Annotated in this window: 16 protein-coding genes; 7 read left to right on the top strand and 9 right to left on the bottom strand. The window is 71.2% G+C overall.

From position 1 onward, the window contains the following. Positions 1-7: 7 nt before the first annotated feature. The 7 genes from BJY18_RS03005 to BJY18_RS03035 are packed head-to-tail and all read right to left on the bottom strand — an operon-like array spanning position 8 to position 7,226. Positions 8-1,249 carry a 2-hydroxyacyl-CoA dehydratase family protein gene (locus BJY18_RS03005; RefSeq protein WP_184777454.1) on the bottom strand — a complete coding sequence of 414 codons (1,242 nt, stop codon included), beginning with the start codon at positions 1,247-1,249 and terminating at the stop codon, positions 8-10. After that, the gene (locus BJY18_RS03010; RefSeq protein ID WP_184777455.1) at positions 1,246-2,298 is read right to left on the bottom strand and encodes a 2-hydroxyacyl-CoA dehydratase family protein; all 1,053 of its coding nucleotides are present in this window, start codon (positions 2,296-2,298) and stop codon (positions 1,246-1,248) included. The genes BJY18_RS03005 and BJY18_RS03010 overlap by 4 nt, the downstream gene beginning before the upstream one ends. Before the next feature lie 15 nt (positions 2,299-2,313). Then, positions 2,314-3,552 carry a CaiB/BaiF CoA transferase family protein gene (locus BJY18_RS03015; protein WP_184777457.1) on the bottom strand — a complete coding sequence of 413 codons (1,239 nt, stop codon included), beginning with the start codon at positions 3,550-3,552 and terminating at the stop codon, positions 2,314-2,316. After that, positions 3,549-4,694, bottom strand: a complete 1,146-nt coding sequence (locus tag BJY18_RS03020) for a CapA family protein (protein WP_184777459.1) — start codon at positions 4,692-4,694, stop codon at positions 3,549-3,551. The genes BJY18_RS03015 and BJY18_RS03020 overlap by 4 nt, the downstream gene beginning before the upstream one ends. Continuing rightward, a complete protein-coding gene (locus BJY18_RS03025; protein ID WP_376774638.1) occupies positions 4,691-5,464 on the bottom strand; it encodes an amino acid ABC transporter ATP-binding protein in 774 nt (257 codons plus the stop codon). Before BJY18_RS03025 ends, BJY18_RS03020 begins: the two co-directional genes overlap by 4 nt. Then, a complete protein-coding gene (locus BJY18_RS03030) occupies positions 5,461-6,354 on the bottom strand; it encodes an amino acid ABC transporter permease (RefSeq protein ID WP_184777461.1) in 894 nt (297 codons plus the stop codon). The genes BJY18_RS03025 and BJY18_RS03030 overlap by 4 nt, the downstream gene beginning before the upstream one ends. Further along, a complete protein-coding gene (locus BJY18_RS03035; protein ID WP_246458749.1) occupies positions 6,351-7,226 on the bottom strand; it encodes a transporter substrate-binding domain-containing protein in 876 nt (291 codons plus the stop codon). Before BJY18_RS03035 ends, BJY18_RS03030 begins: the two co-directional genes overlap by 4 nt. A 288-nt stretch (positions 7,227-7,514) precedes the next feature. Between BJY18_RS03035 and BJY18_RS03040 the strand changes: the two genes are divergently transcribed. The 7 genes from BJY18_RS03040 (at position 7,515) to BJY18_RS03070 (ending at position 14,909) form a co-directional block, all read left to right on the top strand. Then, complete coding sequence (locus tag BJY18_RS03040) at positions 7,515-8,486, top strand: PaaX family transcriptional regulator (RefSeq protein ID WP_184777463.1); 972 nt, start codon at positions 7,515-7,517, stop codon at positions 8,484-8,486. Between the two features lie 125 nt (positions 8,487-8,611). After that, positions 8,612-10,066, top strand: coding sequence for a benzaldehyde dehydrogenase (locus BJY18_RS03045; RefSeq protein WP_184777465.1), 1,455 nt, complete (start codon positions 8,612-8,614; stop codon positions 10,064-10,066). A 12-nt stretch (positions 10,067-10,078) separates the two neighbouring features. Further along, positions 10,079-10,936, top strand: a complete 858-nt coding sequence (locus BJY18_RS03050) for a p-hydroxycinnamoyl CoA hydratase/lyase (RefSeq protein ID WP_184777466.1) — start codon at positions 10,079-10,081, stop codon at positions 10,934-10,936. Beyond that, positions 10,929-12,398 (top strand): acyl-CoA synthetase, encoded by a 1,470-nt coding sequence (locus tag BJY18_RS03055; RefSeq protein ID WP_184777468.1) that lies wholly within the window; start codon positions 10,929-10,931, stop codon positions 12,396-12,398. Before BJY18_RS03050 ends, BJY18_RS03055 begins: the two co-directional genes overlap by 8 nt. A 20-nt stretch (positions 12,399-12,418) precedes the next feature. After that, on the top strand, positions 12,419-12,847 hold the full coding sequence (locus tag BJY18_RS03060; RefSeq protein WP_246458751.1) for a MarR family winged helix-turn-helix transcriptional regulator: 429 nt from the start codon (positions 12,419-12,421) through the stop codon (positions 12,845-12,847). Continuing rightward, the gene (locus BJY18_RS03065; protein WP_184777472.1) at positions 12,844-13,701 is read left to right on the top strand and encodes an amidohydrolase family protein; all 858 of its coding nucleotides are present in this window, start codon (positions 12,844-12,846) and stop codon (positions 13,699-13,701) included. The genes BJY18_RS03060 and BJY18_RS03065 overlap by 4 nt, the downstream gene beginning before the upstream one ends. Before the next feature lie 38 nt (positions 13,702-13,739). Further along, positions 13,740-14,909: a 4-hydroxybenzoate 3-monooxygenase gene (locus BJY18_RS03070; RefSeq protein WP_184777474.1), complete on the top strand. Its 1,170-nt coding sequence runs from the start codon at positions 13,740-13,742 to the stop codon at positions 14,907-14,909. Positions 14,910-14,922: 13 nt separating this feature from the next. Here the strand turns inward: BJY18_RS03070 and BJY18_RS03075 are convergent, their stop codons facing one another. Together BJY18_RS03075 and BJY18_RS03080 are read right to left on the bottom strand one after the other, a co-directional pair. Beyond that, positions 14,923-18,501, bottom strand: coding sequence for a discoidin domain-containing protein (locus tag BJY18_RS03075; protein WP_221457526.1), 3,579 nt, complete (start codon positions 18,499-18,501; stop codon positions 14,923-14,925). A gap of 19 nt (positions 18,502-18,520) precedes the next feature. Beyond that, the gene (locus BJY18_RS03080) at positions 18,521-19,621 is read right to left on the bottom strand and encodes a DUF5005 domain-containing protein (RefSeq protein WP_184777475.1); all 1,101 of its coding nucleotides are present in this window, start codon (positions 19,619-19,621) and stop codon (positions 18,521-18,523) included. Positions 19,622-19,632: the final 11 nt, after the last annotated feature.

Below are 19,632 nucleotides of genomic sequence, written 5' to 3' on the forward strand. Positions count from 1 at the left end.
GGTGGTCTCAGGCGACTTCAGCGGCGAGCCATTCGCCGACAGCGCGGTCGAGGTGCTCGGGATCGGAACGGCGGGCGTCGACGTTGTCCGCGTGCAGCTCCAGCACCGGGACGCCGGCGGCGCGCAGCGCGCGGGTGGTGGCCCAGCTGCCGCGTGCGTCATCGGAGACGAGGTGCACGACACCGTCCACACCGTGCGCCCGTGCCTCCTTCACGTACCATTCCGCCGACCACGGCGGCGTGTAGAGCTGGTCGGAGAATGCGGCGAACCTCGCGGCCAGCGCACGCATCGGGTCGCCGCCGTAGCGGAGGTAACCGTCCGCGGCGATCGCGAGGTACATCGACCACACGAAAACCGCACCGTGGCGCTCCTGGAAACGACGGTAGAAGTCCAGGTCGAACCACAGTCCGCGGCCGACCCACATGAGCCGCGAACGTTCCCCCGGGCACACTGCGGCGCCTTCGGCGACACGCTCGGCGACCTCGTCGTGCAACCGGCGCGCGGCGTCGCGTGCCCACTCCGTACCGCGATGCCACTGCGGGATCATCACCGCCGGGATGCTGTCGGTGACGGCCACGGGGCAGGGCCGGGCCGCGGCGACCAGGTCCCGCGTGCGGCGGTTCCACTCCTCCTGCTCGTTGACCAGCGCCATCACTTCGGCGAAGCGCTGCCCGGAGAACCGGCGGCCGGTGGTCTGCTCCAGGAACCGGACCAGCCCCTCGAGTTCCCCGGTGAGCAGGTCGATCCGGTCGGTGCCCACGGCCTCCTCCCAGCGGTGCGGCATCAGCTCCCACCACCGTTCGGGGACGCGATCGGCCGCGGCGCTCTCCAACGGGTAGAACGTCACGTCTTCCTGCTCGCCCCAGACGTCGAAGATCTTCCGCGAGGCGTCCCCGGTGGTTTCGGCGAGCACGATCGACGGCTTCGGCAGCCCGCCCCACGGCGCGGTCGCGGGCTCCGAGTCGAACGCGCTGCCGAGCGAGAGCGAGCTGTACTGCTCGGTGTAGTCGGGATAGCCGCGGTCCCGCAGCCGCGCGAGGTGGTCCTGCGCCCGCCGCTTCGCCGTGACGATCGACGCCCACCATTGGTTCACCACGTACGGAATCCCCATGGCGCGGAAGATCTCCTGCGGAGCGTCGGCGTTCACCAGCGCCAGCGGTGCGCCGTCGGCGACTGCACGGTGCAGGTCGGCGAACCACTGCCGTTGGTATGCCGTCGCGGCGGCCGCGCTGGGCAGCCTGGCGGTCATCGCGCCACCGCCAAGGGCAGGCGGTCCAGCTCGATCTTCCCGTAGGACTGCCGGTCCACGAGCACCGCGGATACTCCGGCGGCCCGGCGTTGGGCGGGGAAATCCCACGGCGGCGCGTCGTCGAAGCGGCGCACGTAGGAGATCAGCAGCTCGGCTTCCCGCTCCCGCACGGCGGACGCAGTATGCGCTGCCCGCGCGGCAATCGACGCCCGCGCCGCCGCGGGCCCGGCGAACTGGTACCGCTCGGCCAGCGCTTGCTCTGTCGGCGCACCGACGTCGCCCAGGGCCAGCAGATCGCCCCGGTCGTGGTCTTCCCCGACGATGAGCAGTCCCTCGGCCTCCACCGCCTCGTAGACCTCGGGACTGTCGTGGCTGCTGCCGGTCAGGTAGACGGGCCGGCCGGGCAGCGCAGACCGGCCCGACAGCTCATGGCGCAGGTTTCCCAGCAACGGCACCACTTCCGCGGCCGGTCGGGTGTTCACGGCCGACACCACACCGAGCATCTCGGTTCCGCTCAGCACCCGGCGTGCCCGGAATTCGCCGAGTCCCCGCAGGAGACCGCGGATCCGGTCGTGCGTGGACACCGCCTCGCCCAGCGCCGCATCCGTCACCGGATGTCCCTGCCCGGCCAGCCACCCGCGGAACTGCCGTACCTTCGCCAGCACGTACTTCGTCGTGGTGCGGTAGGGCAGGTGCAACACGTCGACGAGATGCACCGGCGGCAGCGCGATGGACGGCTCGACCCGCCGCAGTTCCCGCAGTACGTAGAACAACCGCAGCGAAGCTTCGCAGTCACGCGACACGACGAGCACGTCGAGCGGTCCGTATCCGCCGTTCAGCAGCCGGGTGAGCACCGAGCACGCGACCGGGTCCAGCCCGCCGCCGAGGTAACGACGGCCTTCGGCGGCGTCCTCGCGTGGCGATCCGGCCAGCCGGACGGGATGCAGGCCGGCCGCGGTGAGCAGTTCGACGGGCACGTCGGCGCCGACGTAGCCGGCCACCGGACGAGCCGGCGGCGGGGCGGGGGCCGTCAGTGCGGCCAGTGACATCGCTTCTCCTCCGGATCAGATGACGGAAGCCGCGGTCAGCGCCGCGATCTCGTCGGTGCTGTAGCCGAGCAGCCCGTGGTAGACATGGTCGTTGTGCTCGCCGAGCGCGGGCGGGGGCGCGTCCAGCCCGACCGTCGCCCCGGAGAACACGATCGGCACGCCGGTGGCCGACAGATCGGCCACCGCGCCGTGCCGTGGATGCGCGATCGGCACGACCTCACCGCGTTCGCGCACCAGCGGATCACGGACGGCCTGACGCGGGTCCCGCACCTCGGCGGCGGGCACCCCGTGCTCGGCCAGCCGGGCCACGATCTCGGCGGCGGGCAGGGCGGCGCACCAGTCGCCGATCAGTCCGTGCAGTTCGTCGGCCCGGTCGACGCGCTGGTCCCGGGTGCGGAAGCGCTCGTCGGCCACCAGGTCGTCGCGGCCCATCGCGGTGAGCACCCCGCGGGCGAACGCGTCGGTCGGCGCGCACAGCGCGATGTGCCCGTCCGCGGCGGGCAGGATCCCGAACGGGGCGAGGCGCGGCACCATCGAGCCGGTGCGCTGGGGCAGGCCGACGGCGTCGAACGCGTCGAACGGCTCGCACGCCACCAGTGACGTCAGGGCACCGAGCATCGAGACGTCCACGTGCTGGCCCTGTCCGGTCGTCTCGGCCTGCAACAGCGCGGACACCGTGCCGACCACGGCGAACAGCGGCGCCAGCAGATCGCCGATCGGCAGGCCGAAGCGCACCGGATCGCCACCTGGTTCGCCCGCGGTCAGCATCACGCCCGACAGCGCCTGGATGATCGAGTCCATGGCCTTGCCCGATCCGGGCCCGCCCTGCGCGCCGAACCCGCTGATCGACGTGTAGACCAGCCGCGGGTTGGTCTCCCGGAGTGACGCGTAGTCGATGCCGAGCCGCTCGGTCACGCCGGGGGAGTAGTTCTCCACCACCACGTCGGCGTCGCGCACCAGATCGTGGAACACCGCTGTGGCGCGGGGGTCCTTGAGGTTGAGCGTCACGGACTTCTTGCCCCGTCCGCGCACCAGCATGGACACCGACATGTCGTCGTCGTGCCTGCGGGCCAGTGCGAGCCCGTCGCGGCCGAGGTAGGGGGCGTTGTTGCGCGAGGTGTCCCCGCCGGTGAGCGGGTTCTCCACCTTGATCACGGTGGCGCCGAGTCCCGCGAGCAGGAGCGTGGCGTACGGGCCGGCCAGCGCCGTGGTCAGGTCGATGACGGTGCGGCCGGCGAGTGGCTGGTCGGTCATGGGGTCCTCTCCTGGTTGCGGCCCGCACCGGCGAGCAGCAGTTCGCCGCCGCGGCGGACCAGCGCGCCGTTGAGCTTCGCGCGCGCGGTGATGTCTTCGAGGTAGCTCACGACTTCGGCGTCTTCGCCCGGCGGAAGCGGCACCGGGCGGCCGCCGTCGTCGATGCGGCACGGCACGAGCCCCGCGTCGACGAGGCCGCCGGAATCGAAGCGGCAGAAGGCGATCGCGGTGTTGCGGCTTTCCGGATGGAACGGGTAGTACGGCATCGCCGGATCCGGGGCGAAGCCGTACAGCGCCTTGCGCCGCTCGGCCCAGGCCGCGCGTTCGGCGCTGTCGCCGCCCTCGGCGGGCGTCAGCGCACGGGTGACGGTGACGAAGTTGCCGAGGCCGTGGAAGATCGGCTTCCCGCGGTACGCCTCGACGCCCCGCATGATGTGTGCGTGGTGCCCGAACACAGCGTCCGCTCCGGCGTCGACCACCGCGCGCGCCACGGGCGATTCGTACATCGCGACCGCGGCCGGGGTGTGCCCGACTCCCTTGTGCAGTCCCACGAGGACCACATCGGCTTCCGCACGCAGCCGTGCCACGTCTTCGGCGACCGTGTCCAGCGAGTCCGGGTCCGCGAAGGTGTAGATCTTCGGCGGCCCGCCGGGACTCGCGTGGTCGAGTTCGTAGTGGGTGAGCACGTGGAGGTAGGCGCAGCCGGCCTTGCGTGAGGTGGCCCAGGATTCTCTCGGACCCACGCAGTTGTAGGACAGCACGCCGATCCGCAGGCCGCCACGCTCCACGATGGCCGGAGTGCGCGCCTCGGCCAGATCGGCCCCGGCACCGGCCGGCACCAGCCCCGCGGCACGGGCGTGCGCGACGGTGTCGGTCACGCCCACCTCGCCGGCGTCGAAGATGTGGTTGCCCGCGAGGGTGACCACGTCGAACCCCGCTTCGGACAGTGCTTCCAGCGCGGCCGGATCCGCCGGCGGGGCCGGCACGTCCGTGCTGACCTGCGTGCCGGTCGTGGAATGCGGGACCTCGACGTGTCCCACGGTCACGTCGGCGGCACGCAGGACCCGCGCGGACGGAGCGAGAAACGACGCGGGGTCGGGCTCGTCGAGGATCAGGTCCCCGACCGCGGCGACGGTGATCATGCCGGTACCTCCCGGGTGTGGCGGGCGAGGAACGCGCGCAGCCGCGCGCTGGACGGAGAGCCGAAAAGCCGGTCCGGTGGCCCGGTTTCCAGGATGCGACCGGCTTCCATGAACACGATCCGGTCGGCGACCTCGCGGGCGAACGCCATCTCGTGGGTGACCACGACCATCGTCAGCCCGTCGCGGGCGAGCCCGCGCAGCACGCCGAGCACCTCCTCGACCAGTTCCGGGTCGAGCGCGGAGGTCGGCTCGTCGAACAGCAGCACGCGCGGATCCACCGCCAGCGCACGGGCGATCGCCACCCGTTGCTGCTGCCCGCCGGACAGCTGGCGTGGATAGTGCCCCATGCGGTCCCCGAGACCGACGCGTTCGAGCAGTTCCCGCGCGGCCCGCTCCGTGTCCGCACGGTCGCGTCCGTGCACGCGGACCGGCGCCTCGGTGACGTTGCGCAGTGCGGTGAAGTGCGGAAACAGGTTGAACTGCTGGAACACCATCCCGATCCGCCTCCGCTGGGCCGCCCTCGCCCGCGGGGGCAACGGCCGCAGCCCGCCGCGGTGGTGCTCGTAGCCGAGCAGTTCGCCGTCGAGGTGGATGGCCCCGCCGTCGATCGGCTCGAGCTGGTGCACGCAGCGGACCAGAGTGGACTTCCCGGAACCGGACGGGCCGATCACCACCACGACCTCGCCCTCGGCCACGTCGAGGTCGACCTGATCGAGCGCGGTGTGCTCGCCGAAGCGCTTCGTCACCCCACGCAGGCTCACCACGTTCACGCCGCACCTCCGGCCGCCGGAGTCCGCACGTGCCCGCGGGAGAAATGCCGTTCGAGACGGCGCTGGCCGAAGGTCAGCAACGTGACCACGAGGAGGTACCACACGCACGCCACGATCAGCATCGGCACGATCTGGTAGGTCTGGTTGTAGATCACCTGCACGGCGTGCAGCAGATCGTTCATCGCGATCACCGACACCAGCGCGGTTCCCTTGAGCACGCTGATGAACTGGCTGCCCGCCGGGGGCAGGATCACCCGCATCGCCTGCGGCAGCACGATCCGGAAGAAGGTCTGCCGCGGGGTGAACCCCATGGCGGAAGCGGCTTCCCGCTGTCCCTGCTCGACGCCGAGCACGCCCGCGCGGATGATCTCGGCCAGGTAGGCCGATTCGACCAGCGACAGCCCGATCACGCCTGCGGTGAGCGGGGTGATCACGTCGTTGGCGTTCCAGCTCACGATGGTCGGCCCGAACGGCACGCCGATCGACAGCCGCGGCAGCAGATAGGCGAGGTTGAACCAGAAGATCAGCTGCACCAGCGGCGGGATACCGCGGAAGACACCGACGTACAGCGTCGCGGCCCAGCGCAGCGGCCCGAAGTCCGACAGCTGCGCGGCGGCGAGCAACCCGCCGACCACGGAGCCGATCAGCATCGCCAGCACGGCCAGGAGCACCGTCGTGCCGAGGCCGGCCAGCACTGACGGCGCGAAGAGGTTGGCCGCGACCACGTCCCACTGGAAACGCTTGTTGCCCACCAGGAACGAGACGATCTCGGCGGCGAGCACGAGCAGCACCAGTGACGCGACCCAGCGCCACGGGTGCCGGCGGCGGCGGGCGGTGGCCACGTCGGGGGCCTCGGCGGCGGTGGTCGGCCCGGCGGCGGTCGCGGTCACGACGCTGTCCCGGCGTCGAACTCCGGCGCGCTCACCATGACCTCGGTCAGGCCCCACTTCTTCATGATCTCCCGGTACTTCCCGGTGCGGAACAGCTCGGTCCACGCCTTCTGCATCACCGGGCCCAGTCCGGTGGACTTCGGGACGTACAGCGCGAGCTTGTCGGCGGTCGCACCCTGCTCCTCGGTCTGCGTGACCGAGGTGTAAGCACCCTTCTGCTGGGTGGTCACGTCGATCGCCGAGGCCTGCGTCATGCCCGCGGCCTCGGCGCGACCGGACTGCGTGGCCAGCAGGGTCGAGTTCGTGTCCGCGAGCCCGACCGCCTGCACCGCGGGCTTCCCATTCTTGCGGCAGTATGCGGAAAGGTTTTTCACCTGCTGTTCCACGACGCCGGCGGCGACGAGCGCGACGCGTTTGCCGCACAGGTCCGCGGCGTCCTTGATCGCCGCGGATCCCTTGGCGGGCACGACGTAGGAGGTCCGCGTCGTCATCCAGGTGACGGTGTCGAACTGCTTCTCGCGCTCCGCGGTGGCTTTCACCGGTCCGTTGAACGCGTCGTAGCGGTCGGCGAGCATGCCCTGCAGAGCCGCGGGCAGGCTTTCCACGATGCTGACCTCGGTCCGCACTCCCAGTACCTTGCCCAGCGCGTCCTGGAAGTCCTTGTCGATCCCGGTGATCGAGCCGTCGGAGGCCACTGTCCGGTAGGGCGGGTGCGAGTCGCCGGCGAACCGCAGCACTCCGGAGCTCTTGACCGAATCGGGGAGCGCGTCGTGCAGTGACGCGTCCGACCCCGCGGGGGCGGGCTGGGCGTCGTCGGACGGATCACCGAAAGTGGCGCCACAGCCGGCGAGCAGGAGGGCAGCGGCCAGCAAGCCGGGCAGCGTGGCCGCGCGGGGTACCCGCCGTGCTGGGCGCGGTGGCTGCGGGTGGGGTGGCTGCGGGCGTGGCCTGTGGAGCGGGTGAAGGCGCATGGCGAGGTTCTCCCTGCGTTGGGTCGTGCCAGGCGTGTGGTGCGTCGGCAGCGCTTCCGCGATCATTGCCGACTACGATGCTGACGAGCGTCGCAGAAGATGTCGCCAATGGCAACACCCGGATTCCCGGGCCGGGCCCGCCGGTCCGGGCCCGGCGAGCGCGTACCCTGCGCGCGGAGAGGGGGCACCATGCCGGACGAGGGACGGTCGCGAGCCGAACCGCAGCTGCTGCTGACCTCGTTGCTGGGGGACTACTGGTACTGGCGTGACGAGCACATCCCGTCCGCCGCGCTGGTCCGGCTGCTCGCCGAATTCGGGATCGGGCAGGAGAACGCGCGCGCGGCGATGCGCAGGCTCGCCGCGAAGGGGCTGCTCACCACCTCCCGGGCCGGGCGGACAACGGCCTACGGCATTCCGCCGCGCACGAGCGACGTCATCGTGAGCCGCACGCACCGCGTGCTCACCTTCGGCGCCACCGCGCCCGAATGGGACGGGCGGTGGACGGTCCTGGTCTTCTCCGTGCCGGAGCAGGACCGGGACGTGCGCAACGCGTTGCGCACCCGGTTGCGGATCCTGGGTTTCGCCGCGCTCTACGACGGCTGCTGGGTCTCGCCGCATCCGATGGCGGGCCCCGCCCGCGAGCTGGTCGAAGAACTCGGCATCGAGCGCGCGACGGTGCTGCGTGCCGAGGAGGTGCCCGGCGGGTGCGACCCGGCCACGGCGTTCGACCTGTCGGCGCTCGCCCGGCAGTACGCCGATTTCGAGCAGGCCTACCTTCCGCTGCGGAAGCGCCTGGCCGCGGGACGGATCGGCCCGGCCGAGGCTCTGCGCGCCCGCACCGAGCTGCGCGTCGCCTGGCGCGGTTTTCCCGAGCGTGACCCGGATCTGCCTGCGGTGCTGCTGCCGGCGGGCTGGCGGCGGGTGGAGGCGCAGCGGCTGTTCCTCGAGGTTTACGACCGGCTCGGGCCGCTGGCCGAACAGCGGTTCCGCGAGGTGCTCGCCGAGTCCTCCCCGGCGCTGGCCGGGCTCGCCGCCCACCACGACAGCGCGCGGATCGCCGCGCTGTTCGCCGAGGCCGGCGGCACCCGCGGGGACACCCCGTTCGAGCGGGCCGTGGAGGCCCGCCGGCGGGCCGACCTGGGCCTGCGCCCGCGAAGCTGACCAGTAACAATCAGGATTCCTGTTGATAGTTCCCGGGAGAGTCTTGTGTTTTTTACGCAGACGTGGTCATCATAGGTAGGTAATCATCAGGAAACCTGAGATGTGCTTCGGTGCAGGAGGAACGCGTGACACTCCTCGATCCCGCGACGTGGCAGGGCCGGGTCTTCACCGGTGAGTGGACCGCGGGTCGGGCCGGGACCGGTGAGGTCCGGGAGCCGGCCACCGGTGCGGCTCTCGGGTCGGTCGGGCTGGCCGATGCGGCGGACGTGACCGCTGCCGTCGGAAAAGCCGTTGCGGCGCAACGGGAATGGGCGGCCCGCCCGGCGACGGAACGGGCTGCGGTGCTGCTGCGCGCGGCCGGCCTCTTCGCCGCGCACGCCGAGGAGATCGGCGACTGGCTCGTCCGCGAATCCGGTTCGGCGCGGGTCAAGGCGGGCATCGAGATCGACGGTTCGGCGGGCGAGTGCACCCAGTCGGCGGCGCTGGCCACGGCACCGTACGGGGAACTGCTGCCCAGCGAGGGCCGGGTGAGTTTTCAGCGGCGGACGCCGGCTGGGGTCGTCGCGGTGATTTCGCCGTTCAACTTTCCGCTGCTGCTGTCGATGCGTTCGGTCGCACCGGCGCTGGCCCTCGGCAACGCCGTGCTCGTCAAGCCGGATCCGCGCACCGCGGTGTGCGGGGGTGTGGCGATCGCCCGGATCTTCGAGGAGGCCGGGCTGCCACCCGGTGTGCTGCAGGTGCTGCCCGGTGGTCCGGACGCAGGTTCCGCGCTGGTCGAGGACCCCCGCGTCCCGGTCGTGTCCTTCACCGGTTCGACCCGCGCCGGACGCGCGATCGGCGCCCGCGCCGGCGAACTGCTCAAGCGCGCACACTTGGAGCTGGGTGGCAACAGCGCCCTGATCGTGTGCGAGGACGCGGACCTCGACGCGGCCGCCTCGTGCGGCGCTTTCGGGAGTTTCCTGCACCAGGGCCAGATCTGCATGGCCACCGGACGGCATCTGGTGCACCGCTCGCTCTACGAGCGTTACGTGGAGCTGCTGGCGCGCAAGGCGGACGCGCTCGCCGTCGGCGATCCGTTCACCACCGACGCCGCACTCGGCCCGATCATCGACGGGCACCAGCTGGCGCACGTCGAGGACCTGGTTTCCCGCAGCGTCGCCGCCGGTGCCCGGCTCGTCGCGGGCGGCAGGACCGACGGCCCGTTCTTCCGTCCCACCGTGCTCGCCGACTGCCACTCCGGGATTCCCGCCTACGCGGAGGAAGTCTTCGGCCCGGTCGCCTGCGTCCGGCCGTTCGACACCCTCGACGAGGCCGCCGAACTGGCCGCCGACACCGAATACGGGCTCAGCCTCGGCGTGCTCACCGCCGATCCCGCCGCGGGACTGGCACTGGCCGAGCGCATCCCTTCCGGGCTGGTGCACATCAACGACCAGACCGTGAACGACGATCCGGCCGCGCCGTTCGGCGGCGTCGGTGCTTCGGGCACCGGTCGCGTCGGCGGCGCCCGCGCCAACCTCGAAGCCTTCACCGAGACCCAGTGGGTCACCGTTCGCGCGCAGACCGCGCGCTACCCGTTCTGAAAGGACCCCGCGATGGCCGCACCTGTCACCGAGCGCACCGATACCCCTTGGGGCGACACCGTTCTCGTCGAGTTCGACGAGGGCATCGCCTGGGTTTCGCTCAACCGTCCCGCCAAGCGCAACGCGATGAACCCCGCGCTCAACGACGAGATGGTCGCCACCCTCGACGCGCTCGAAGCCGATCCGCGCTGCCGGGCCCTCGTGCTCACCGGCGCCGGTGAGGCGTTCTCCGCCGGGATGGACCTCAAGGAGTACTTCCGAGAGGTCGACGAGTCCGGTGATCCCGCCGTGCAGATCCGGGTCCGCCGCGCGAGTGCCGAATGGCAGTGGAAGCGACTGGCGAACTGGTCCAAGCCGACGATCGCGATGGTCAACGGCTGGTGCTTCGGCGGGGCGTTCACCCCGCTCGTCGCCTGCGATCTCGCCATCAGCGCGGAAGACGCGCAGTACGGGCTGTCCGAGATCAACTGGGGCATCCCGCCGGGCGGGGTCGTCAGCCGGGCACTGGCGGCGACCGTGCCGCAGCGCGACGCGCTGTACTTCATCATGACCGGCGAACCGTTCGACGGCCGCCGCGCCGCGGAGATGCGGCTGGTCAACGAAGCGGTGCCGGCCGAGCGGCTGCGCGAACGCACCCGCGAGCTGGCCGCGAAACTGGCGGCGATGAACCCGGCCGTACTGCGGGCGGCGAAGGTCGGCTACAAGCTCGCCCAGGAAATGCCCTGGGAACAGGCCGAGGACTACCTGTACGCCAAGCTCGAGCAGTCGCAGTTCCTCGACGCCTCGCACGGCCGGGAAAAGGGCATGACCCAGTTCCTCGACGACAAGACCTACCGGCCCGGACTCGGCGCATACTCCAGCGATGCGTGACGAGGGACTTGGTTCGTGGCCCGCCCGCCGGGCCCGGATGACACCGGACCGGATCGCGCTCGTGCACGGCGAAGAGCGGATCACTTACGCGGAGCTGGCCGCGCGCACGGCGGCCGTCGCGGCCGGGCTGCGGCGCCTCGGCGTGCGCCGCGGTGACCGCGTCGGGTACCTCGGGCCGAACCACCCGGCCTACCTGGAAACCCTCTTCGCGACCGCGGCACTCGGTGCGGTGTTCGTCCCGGTCAACACGCGGCTCGCGGCGCCGGAGGTCGAGTTCGTCCTGTCCGACGCCGGGGTGTCGGTGCTGGTCCACGCCGGGGACCGCGCCGGCACCGGTCCGGTGGTCCGCGAGCACCTGGTGCTGGGCGGCAGTTACGAGGAGCTGCGCGAGGCCGGGTCCGGGCAGCTCCCGGACGAGCCCGTCGGGCTCGACGACCCGTGCCTGATCATGTACACCTCAGGCTCCACCGGCCGGCCCAAGGGCGCGGTGCTCTCGCACGGCAACCTCACCTGGAACTGCGTCAACGTCCTCGTCGAGTCCGATCTGGCCGGGGACGAGGTGGTGCTGGTGGCCGCCCCGCTGTTCCACGCGGCGGCCCTGGGCATGTCGTGCCTGCCGGCGCTGCTCAAGGGCGGCGCTTGTGTGCTGGTGGAGTCGTTCGACCCGGCGGAGACGCTGGAGCTGATCGCCCGCCATCGGGTCACCACGCTGTTCGGCGTTCCGGCGATGTACGAGGCGGTCGCGGCGCAGCCGGCGTGGGAGACCGCGGACCTGTCGAGCGTGCGGACGCTGCTGTGCGGCGGGTCGCCGGTGCCGTCGCCGACCATCCGGCGCTACCTCGACCGTGGCCTGGTCTTCGTGCAGGGCTACGGAATGACCGAGGCCGCACCGGGGGTGCTGCTGCTCGACCGGGAAGCGGTGCGCACCAAGGCCGGGTCGGCGGGCGTGCCGTCGTTCTTCACCGACGTCCGCCTCGCCGCGCTGGAAGGTGAACCGGACGGCCGTGGCGAGATCCTGGTACGCGGCCCGAACGTGATGCTGGGCTACTGGAACCGCCCCGAGGCGACCGAGACCGCGCTGGCCGGTGGGTGGCTGCATTCCGGTGACGTGGCCACAGTGGACGGTGACGGCTGCTACACGATCGTCGACCGGCTCAAGGAGCTGATCATCTCCGGCGGCGAGAACGTGTACCCGGCCGAGGTGGAGGCCGCGCTGTGCGAACATCCGGACGTCGAGCTGTGCGCGGTGGTCGGAGTGCCCGACGAGAAGTGGGGCGAGGTGCCGCACGCGGTCGTCGTCGCCCGGCCCGGTGCCGAGGTGACCGAGGACGGCCTGCGCGGCTTCGCCCGCACCCGGCTCGCCGGGTACAAGGTGCCGCGGCGGGTCGAGTTCTGGCCGGAGCTGCCGCGTACCGGCTCGGGCAAGGTCCGCAAGACCGAGGTCCGGGAGCGGCTGCGATGACCGTGCGAGACGATCGGCGCATGGACGAACCGCTGACGCTGTACCTGGTCAAGCGCCTCGAACTGGCGATCAGGGCCCGGATGGACGAGGCACTGCGCCCGGTCGGGCTGACCACGCTGCAGTTCACCGCCCTGACCGCGCTGCGCCGGCGCGGCGACCTGTCCTCCGCGCAGCTGGCGCGGCGGTCGTTCGTCACCCCGCAGACGATGAACGAGATGGTGCGCACGCTCGAGAACCAGGGCCACGTCGCGCGCGAACGCGATCCGGACAACCGCCGCGTGCTGCTGCTCCGGCTGACCGATCCGGGCCGCGCGCTGCTCGAACGCTGCGACCCGCTGATCGAGGCGATCGAGCAGTCGATCCTCGGTGCCATCCCGTCCGTGCAGCACGCGTTGTTCCGCCAGAGCCTGGAGCTGGGCTACGACGCACTCGCCGAGGAGGCACCGTGAACGTGGACCGGCTCACCGCCATCGACGTCCACACGCACGTCGAACAGGACGGCCACGGGTCGTTCTCGCTGGACGAAGAGCTGCTGGACGCCTCGGCCGCGTACTTCCGCGCCGGGCAGGACCGCACGCCCACGGTCGTGGCCATCGCGGAGCACTACCGCGCGCGGGACATGGCCGCGGTCGTGTTCACCGTCGACGCGTCGACCGGCTTGGGCCATCCCGCGCTGTCGAGCGAGGAGGTCCTCGACGCCGCCGCGCGGTTCCCGGACACGCTGATCCCGTTCGGTTCGGTCGACCCGCACACCGCCGGTCCGGAGCGGATCCGCGAACTGGTCGCCCGCGGTGCCCGCGGGTTCAAGTTCCACCCGTCGCTGCAGGCCTTCTCCCCGGACGACCGGGCGTACTATCCGCTGTACGAGGCGATCGCCGAAGCGGGCGTGCCCGCGCTGTTCCACACCGGCCAGACCGGGATCGGCGCCGGCCTGCCCGGCGGACGCGGGATCCGGCTGCGGCTGTCCGCGCCGATGCTGCTCGACGACGTCGCCGCGGACTTCCCGCGGCTGAACATCGTGCTGGCGCATCCGTCGGTGCCGTGGCAGGACGAGGCGATCGCGATCGCCACGCACAAGGCCAACGTGTTCATCGACCTGTCCGGCTGGCGGCCGAAGTACTTCCCGCCGCAGCTCGTGCGGGCCGCGGACACGGTGCTGCGGGACAAGGTGCTGTTCGGCTCGGACTTCCCGGTCGTCACCCCGGACCGGTGGCTCGCGGACTTCGCGCAGCTGCCGATCCGGGACGAGGTGCGGCCGCTGATCCTCAAGGACAACGCCGTGGCGCTGCTCGGGCTGTCGTGAACGGCACAGGGGTCCATCAGGCTTTTCGGGAGGTTTTCGTGCGCACACAGGTCGCCATCATCGGCGCGGGCCCGGCCGGTCTGCTGCTGTCCCAGCTGCTCGACGCGGCCGGGGTCGAGTCGGTGATCGTGGAGACGCGGTCGCGGGAGTACGTGGAGGCGCGGATCCGGGCCGGGATCCTCGAGCAGTCCACTGTGGACCTCCTGCGCTCGTGCGGGCTGGGGGAGCGGCTGGACACCGAGGGCGACGTGCACCGCGGGATCCACCTGCAGTGGCCGCGGGAGCGCCACCATCTCGACTTCTCCGAGCTGATCGGCCGCACGGTGACCGTGTACGGCCAGACCGAGGTCACCAAGGACCTCGGCCGCGCACGGGCGGCGGCGGGACAGGAGATCGTGTACGAGGTCAGTGGCACCGCCGTGCACGATCCGGAGACCGAACGGCCGTCGGTGACCTACACCGGCCCGGACGGACGCCCTGGCCGGATCGAGGCGGACGTCGTGGTGGGCTGCGACGGTTCGTTCGGTCCCGCCCGCGCGGCCGTGCCGGATCCACAGACCTGGGAACGCGTCTACCCGTACTCGTGGCTGGGCATCCTCGCCGACGTCGCACCCTCCACCGACGAGTTGATCTATGCCTGGCATCCGGACGGTTTCGCCCTGCACTCCATGCGTTCGGCGACGGTCTCGCGGCTGTACCTGCAGGTGCCCAACGGCACCGACGTCGCCACCTGGTCCGACGACCGCATCTGGACCGCGCTCGCCACCCGCCTCGGGCACGGCCAGGACGGATGGACGCTGAATCCGGGCCCGATCACGGAGAAGTCCGTGCTGCCGATGCGCAGCTTCGTGCAGCAGCCGATGCGACACGGCCGGCTCTTCCTCGCCGGAGACGCCGCGCACATCGTGCCGCCGACCGGCGCCAAGGGGCTGAACCTGGCGGTCGCCGACGTGGCCCTGCTGGCCCCGGCCCTCGCAAGCCTGCTGCGGGACAAGGACCCCGCACCCGCCGAGGCCTACTCCGACACCGCGTTGCGGCGCGTCTGGCGGTGCACGCACTTCTCCTGGTGGATGACCACGATGCTGCACACTTCCGAGGATCCCTTCGACGCGCAGCTGCAGCTGTCGCAGTTGCGCTGGCTCGCCACGAGCGAAGCCGGGGCGACCGGTCTCGCGGAGAACTACGCGGGCCTGCCGATCGGGTTCTGACCGACCGCGGTGGTCAGCTGGTGCGGCGCGGCACGTTCAGTCCTTCCACCACGAACCTCGGCCGGCCGGAGCGGAGCGTGCGCGTGGGCCACGACACGGTCACCGTCGCCGTCTCGCCGGGGAGCAGCCACAGGTAGTTTTCGCTGCAGTAGAACGGAAGGATTCGCTCGTCGGTCCGTGGACGACGTGCCGAAAGGCGGGCGCCCGCGGTGACCACGCGGCCGGTGTTGCGCACCGTCACCACAGCGGTGCCGCGGTCCCCGTCGCGACGTACCGGGCCCGCATGCACGGTGACCTCGGCCGGAATCCTGGTCAGCTCCCGTGCGTCCGCCGGGCTGCGGTAACGCCAGTAGACATTGCGGGAAAGCTCGGTGCCGTCCGGGGCGGTGAGCCGCAGCCGCAGCAGGTGCAGAGCGGGTAACCCGGCGGTGAACGGGACGACGAAAGCTTCCGAGACCGACGACGCGGGCACAGACACCGGCTTCGTTGTCGGAGTGCCGAGAGAGTGTCCCTTCAGGTCGAACAGTTCGGCGTGCACTGTGGCGCCTTCCAGCGACTGCGCGGTCTGGTTGACCGCATGCACTTGCCAGTCGGACAGCCTTGCCTGGACGTGGACCGGCTCACAGCCCTTGCGCGCGCCGTGGAAGCTGCCGTTGGTGTCGAGGTCGTAGTCGTAGGTCTGCCACACGGTGCTGTGGTGGGCGGGGTGCGACATCCACAGCAGTACGCCGGATGCGTCGTTCCACAGTGCGGCGTTGTAGGCCTCGAAGATCGCCCGCATGCTTTCGTAGTTGACCAGCTGCGCTTTCGCGCAGAAGTCGTCCAGTGACGTGGCCGTACCGAAGCGGTCCTCGATCGCGGTGCGGTAGGTGTCCGGATTCTGGCCGCCGCGGGCGCACCAGTCGTGGTGGAACCACACCGGACCGATCGGCCAGGCCGGCTGATCACCCGCGAGCCGGCGCATGCTTTCCGCGACCGGCACGGTCGGCAGGCCGATCTCGCTGTGGAAGCCGTAGCTGCCGATTGAATAGGTGTCGCCGTCGAAGTAGCGCGCGGGGTCGATCCACGAGTACGGTCCGTGCCCGGTGACGACTCCGCCCGCCGAGTTGCCCTGATACCACAGCTCGGGCTGCTTCCCCGCCAGCAGCTCCCGCAGCCCGGTGTCCATGTCGGCTGGCGGGTCGCTTTCGTTGGTGGCGCACCACACCGCGATGCACGGATGGTGCCGGTAGCGCACCACGGTGTCCTCGGCGATGCCGAGGAACACCTTCGTATCCGGTGGGAAGATCGCGTCGCCTGCCCAGAAGTCGTTCCACACCAGGATGCCGTTCTCGTCGCAGGCGGCGAAGAACTCCTCGCGGTTGCTGGCGCCGACCCAGTTGCGGATCATCGTGAAGTTCATGTCCCGGTGCAGCGCGACGGCGTCGTCCATCCGGTGCGGGAGCACCCGCCGCAGCAGTTCGTCGAAACCCCAGTTTCCGCCCTTGCACAGCACCCGCACGCCGTTGACGCTGATCTGCAGCTGGGTGCCGGCGTTGCTGACCTGCTTGACGCCGCGCCAGGTAGCGCCGTCGTCGGAGACCTGCACGGTGAAAGTCAGCGCGTACGCGGCTTCCCACGTGAGCGCCACCCGGTCGAATGACGCGGCGGAGCCGAGGTCGATCTGGATCCACTGGTCGTCTGAGTATCCCGAGGACCAGCGCGTGTCGTCGCGGCCGTCCACCGCGTTCGCGGCAGCGTCGTTCGCATTGTCCTCCGAGGACGCCGTTGCCGCCTTCCCCTGAGCCAGGTCAGGGCCGGAACCGTCCATGACGGACAGTGACCACAGTGAGATCCCGTAACCGGTGGCCCGTTTCCCACCCTGGATTCGCAGGTACCGCGCGGTCGTCCGGTCGAACTGGACGGTCTGCGGCGCGGAGTGGTCGGTCGCCGGATCCACCACGACCGGTTGCGACGAGGCGTACCCGAACTGCCGCAGCCCGACCCGCACCGTGCGGCGGTCGCTGACCTGACCGCCGGCGGTGACCGTGGTGGTCAGCGAGTGCAGCTTCGCCTCGCCGTATCCGTTGGGCCACCACAGCTTCGGGTTCCGCACCCGCATCGGCTTCAGCACCACGTCCTCCGACGCGCCCGCGGCCAGCGCCACCCGGCCGGTGGCTCGAGCCCCGGCCACCTCGGCGGACACCGTCACCGTGCGGGTCGTCGAGGAGACGTTTCGCACCGGCACGACCACCGTCACTTCGGCGACGGAGATGTCCGGCAGGCCCGGCAGCTTCGTGTCCACCCGGGGTTCGCCCAGCACGACGTCGCCGGTGGAACGGAACCGCACGTGGTTCCAGATTCCGGCACCGCGGTCGCGGACGGCGGGCATCCAGTCCCAGCCGCTGATCGAGATGTACCCGGGCAGATCCTTCTGCTCGGCGTTCGAGTTGAGGGTGGACACCCCGTCGGGGCCCTTGTCCCCGGGGTTGCCCGGATGCGGCATCGGGTCGATCCGCACCGCCACCGCGTGCCGGCCGCGCCCACGCAGCGCCGCCGAGACGTCGAACGCGGCCCGGGCCACCGGATGGGTGAGCGAGCCGGCTTCGGTGCCGTCGACCCACACCTGCGCGTGGTGGTCGATCCCGTCGAACTCCAGCCAGATCCGGCGGCCGGTGTCGAAGCCCCGGGGCAGGGTGAATTCACAGCGGTACCACCAGCTGTGCCGGGACAGTGCCTCCGGCGCGCGCATGTTGCCGAACCCGGTCGTCGGTTCGGGCAGTTTTCCCTGTTCCACCAACGAGGTGTGCACGGTGCCGGGCACCGTCGCGGGAAGCCAGCCGGACGTGTCGGCACCAGCGCGAGCGAGCTGTTTCCCGTCGGCATCGGGCAGCCGTGAGTCCATGGTGAGCGCCCAGCCGGATTCCAGCGGGACGGTCCCGTCGTCCGCTGTGGACAGTGCGGGAGCCGGGACACGGTGGTGGTCCCAGTCGGTCCAGCCGGTGGCGTGCGGACGCGGATGCGCAGTGTGTCCGTGGACTTCGAACCCGTTGACTCCCAACGGGTTGGCGGTGGCCTGCTGCTTCGCGGTGAGCCGCACCCACCGTGCCGGGACGGGTTCGTCCAGGGTGACTTCGACCCGGCCGCCCGGGCTGCCGGTGGCCTCGTGCACGGTGCGCCACCTGCGGCCGTCGGTGGAGACGTCGAGGCTGAACGCCACCGGGCAGCTGGACAGGACTTCCCAGCCGGTGGTGTCGAGGAAGGGGTTGATTCCCTGCGCCGGTGTGAAGACCGGGTCCTTCGCGGTCGCCTCGAACACCAGCGCCACCGAGGTGACCGTGCACGGCGCCTGCAGGTCCACCGCGAGCCACTGCGGGTCGCCCCCGGCGGCACGCCAGCCGGACCCGCGGACTCCCGGCTCGGCCAGCCCGTCCACGGCGAACCAGGCCGGGGTCGGGGCGTAGGCGGTGGAGGACGCCGACACCGGGCGGTAGCGGGCGAGGTCGGTCGCGGTCCCGGCTTCGGCCACCTCCGGCAGTGCCAAGGGAACACCGACCCCGGCGAGCAGCACGGCGTGGGACTGCAGAAACCTGCGACGGGGCAGATCGGGCACGGGCTGGGCTCCGTTCGGGTCAGCGGGCGAGCTTCAGGTCGACGAACCGGGGCCGGTTGCGGTCGATGTCGGCGTAGAGGTCGGACAGCTGCTCGCTGTTGGTGTTGTAGGAAATGACGAGCTCCCCGGGCCGGCTGATCTCGGGATGCGCGGCGACGTTGTAGGTGTAGCGGCCGTTCCCCGCCTCCGGCGCGGTGTAGACCGTCTCGCCGCCGGTGAACGGACCGTCCGGGGTGTGTGCGTGATAGGCGTGGATGGTGTCGGTCAGGCCCGAATCGAACGTGGTCAGCAGGTATTCGCCGCCGACCGGGGTCACGCCGAACGAGCTGCCGACGTTTCCGAGCAGCCGCGCCGAGGACGCCGGGTCGGCCGACCAGCCCTGGTCGGTGCGGAACTGCCACGGCCCGTCCAGCCTGCCGATCGGGGCGCGGGCCAGGTGCAGGTACTTCGTCGGCCCGTCGCCTTCCACCCCGTAGATCCAGGTCCACCCGCCGTCGCGCATCAGCTCGGTGCCCCACTGGACGCCGCCGGCCGCGGGGACGTCGGTGAGCTTCTCCAGCCGGAAGGTGTACGGGTCCAGCGTCGCGAGCTTCGTCCCGGTCCAGGCGAAGTTGAACGGGGGCGGGTCGTCGGTCGGCTGCTGCTCGAACTCGATGACCCGGAGTTTCCCGCCGTCGACGATGCCGTCGCCGTTCCAGTACCAGTAGTCGTTCGGTTCACCGGGGCTTACCGGCGTCGGCCCGACCAGCGACCGCGGATGCGCCCGCGGCCCGGGCGCGATCGTGGTGAGCAGGTGCTTCGCGTCCGGAGTGGACAGTACGGCCGAGTTGTGCGTGAACGGCGACGACTCGGCCAAGCTGTCGTCCGGGCGCACCGGGCCGAAGAACGTGTCGTTGAACAGCCACACGTCCAGCCCGGAGGGCAGCCGGGTGGAGTAGGTGCCGTCCGCGGCGGCCCAGCCGACGCCGGAGCGTCGGCCGAAGTCCTGCCAGCGCTGGGTGAGCGCGGTGTCCGCGGTGGCCCCGACGATCCGCAGTGGCCGGTCGGCGGCCGCGGCGGGCCCGGCGACAGCGAATGAAGCGGTGACAGCGGCGCACAGCGCCATGGTGCGGCGGAACATGAGGCGCTCCT

It is taken from the genome of Amycolatopsis jiangsuensis, from assembly GCF_014204865.1.
GTDB classification, from domain to species: Bacteria; Actinomycetota; Actinomycetes; order Mycobacteriales; family Pseudonocardiaceae; genus Amycolatopsis; species Amycolatopsis jiangsuensis.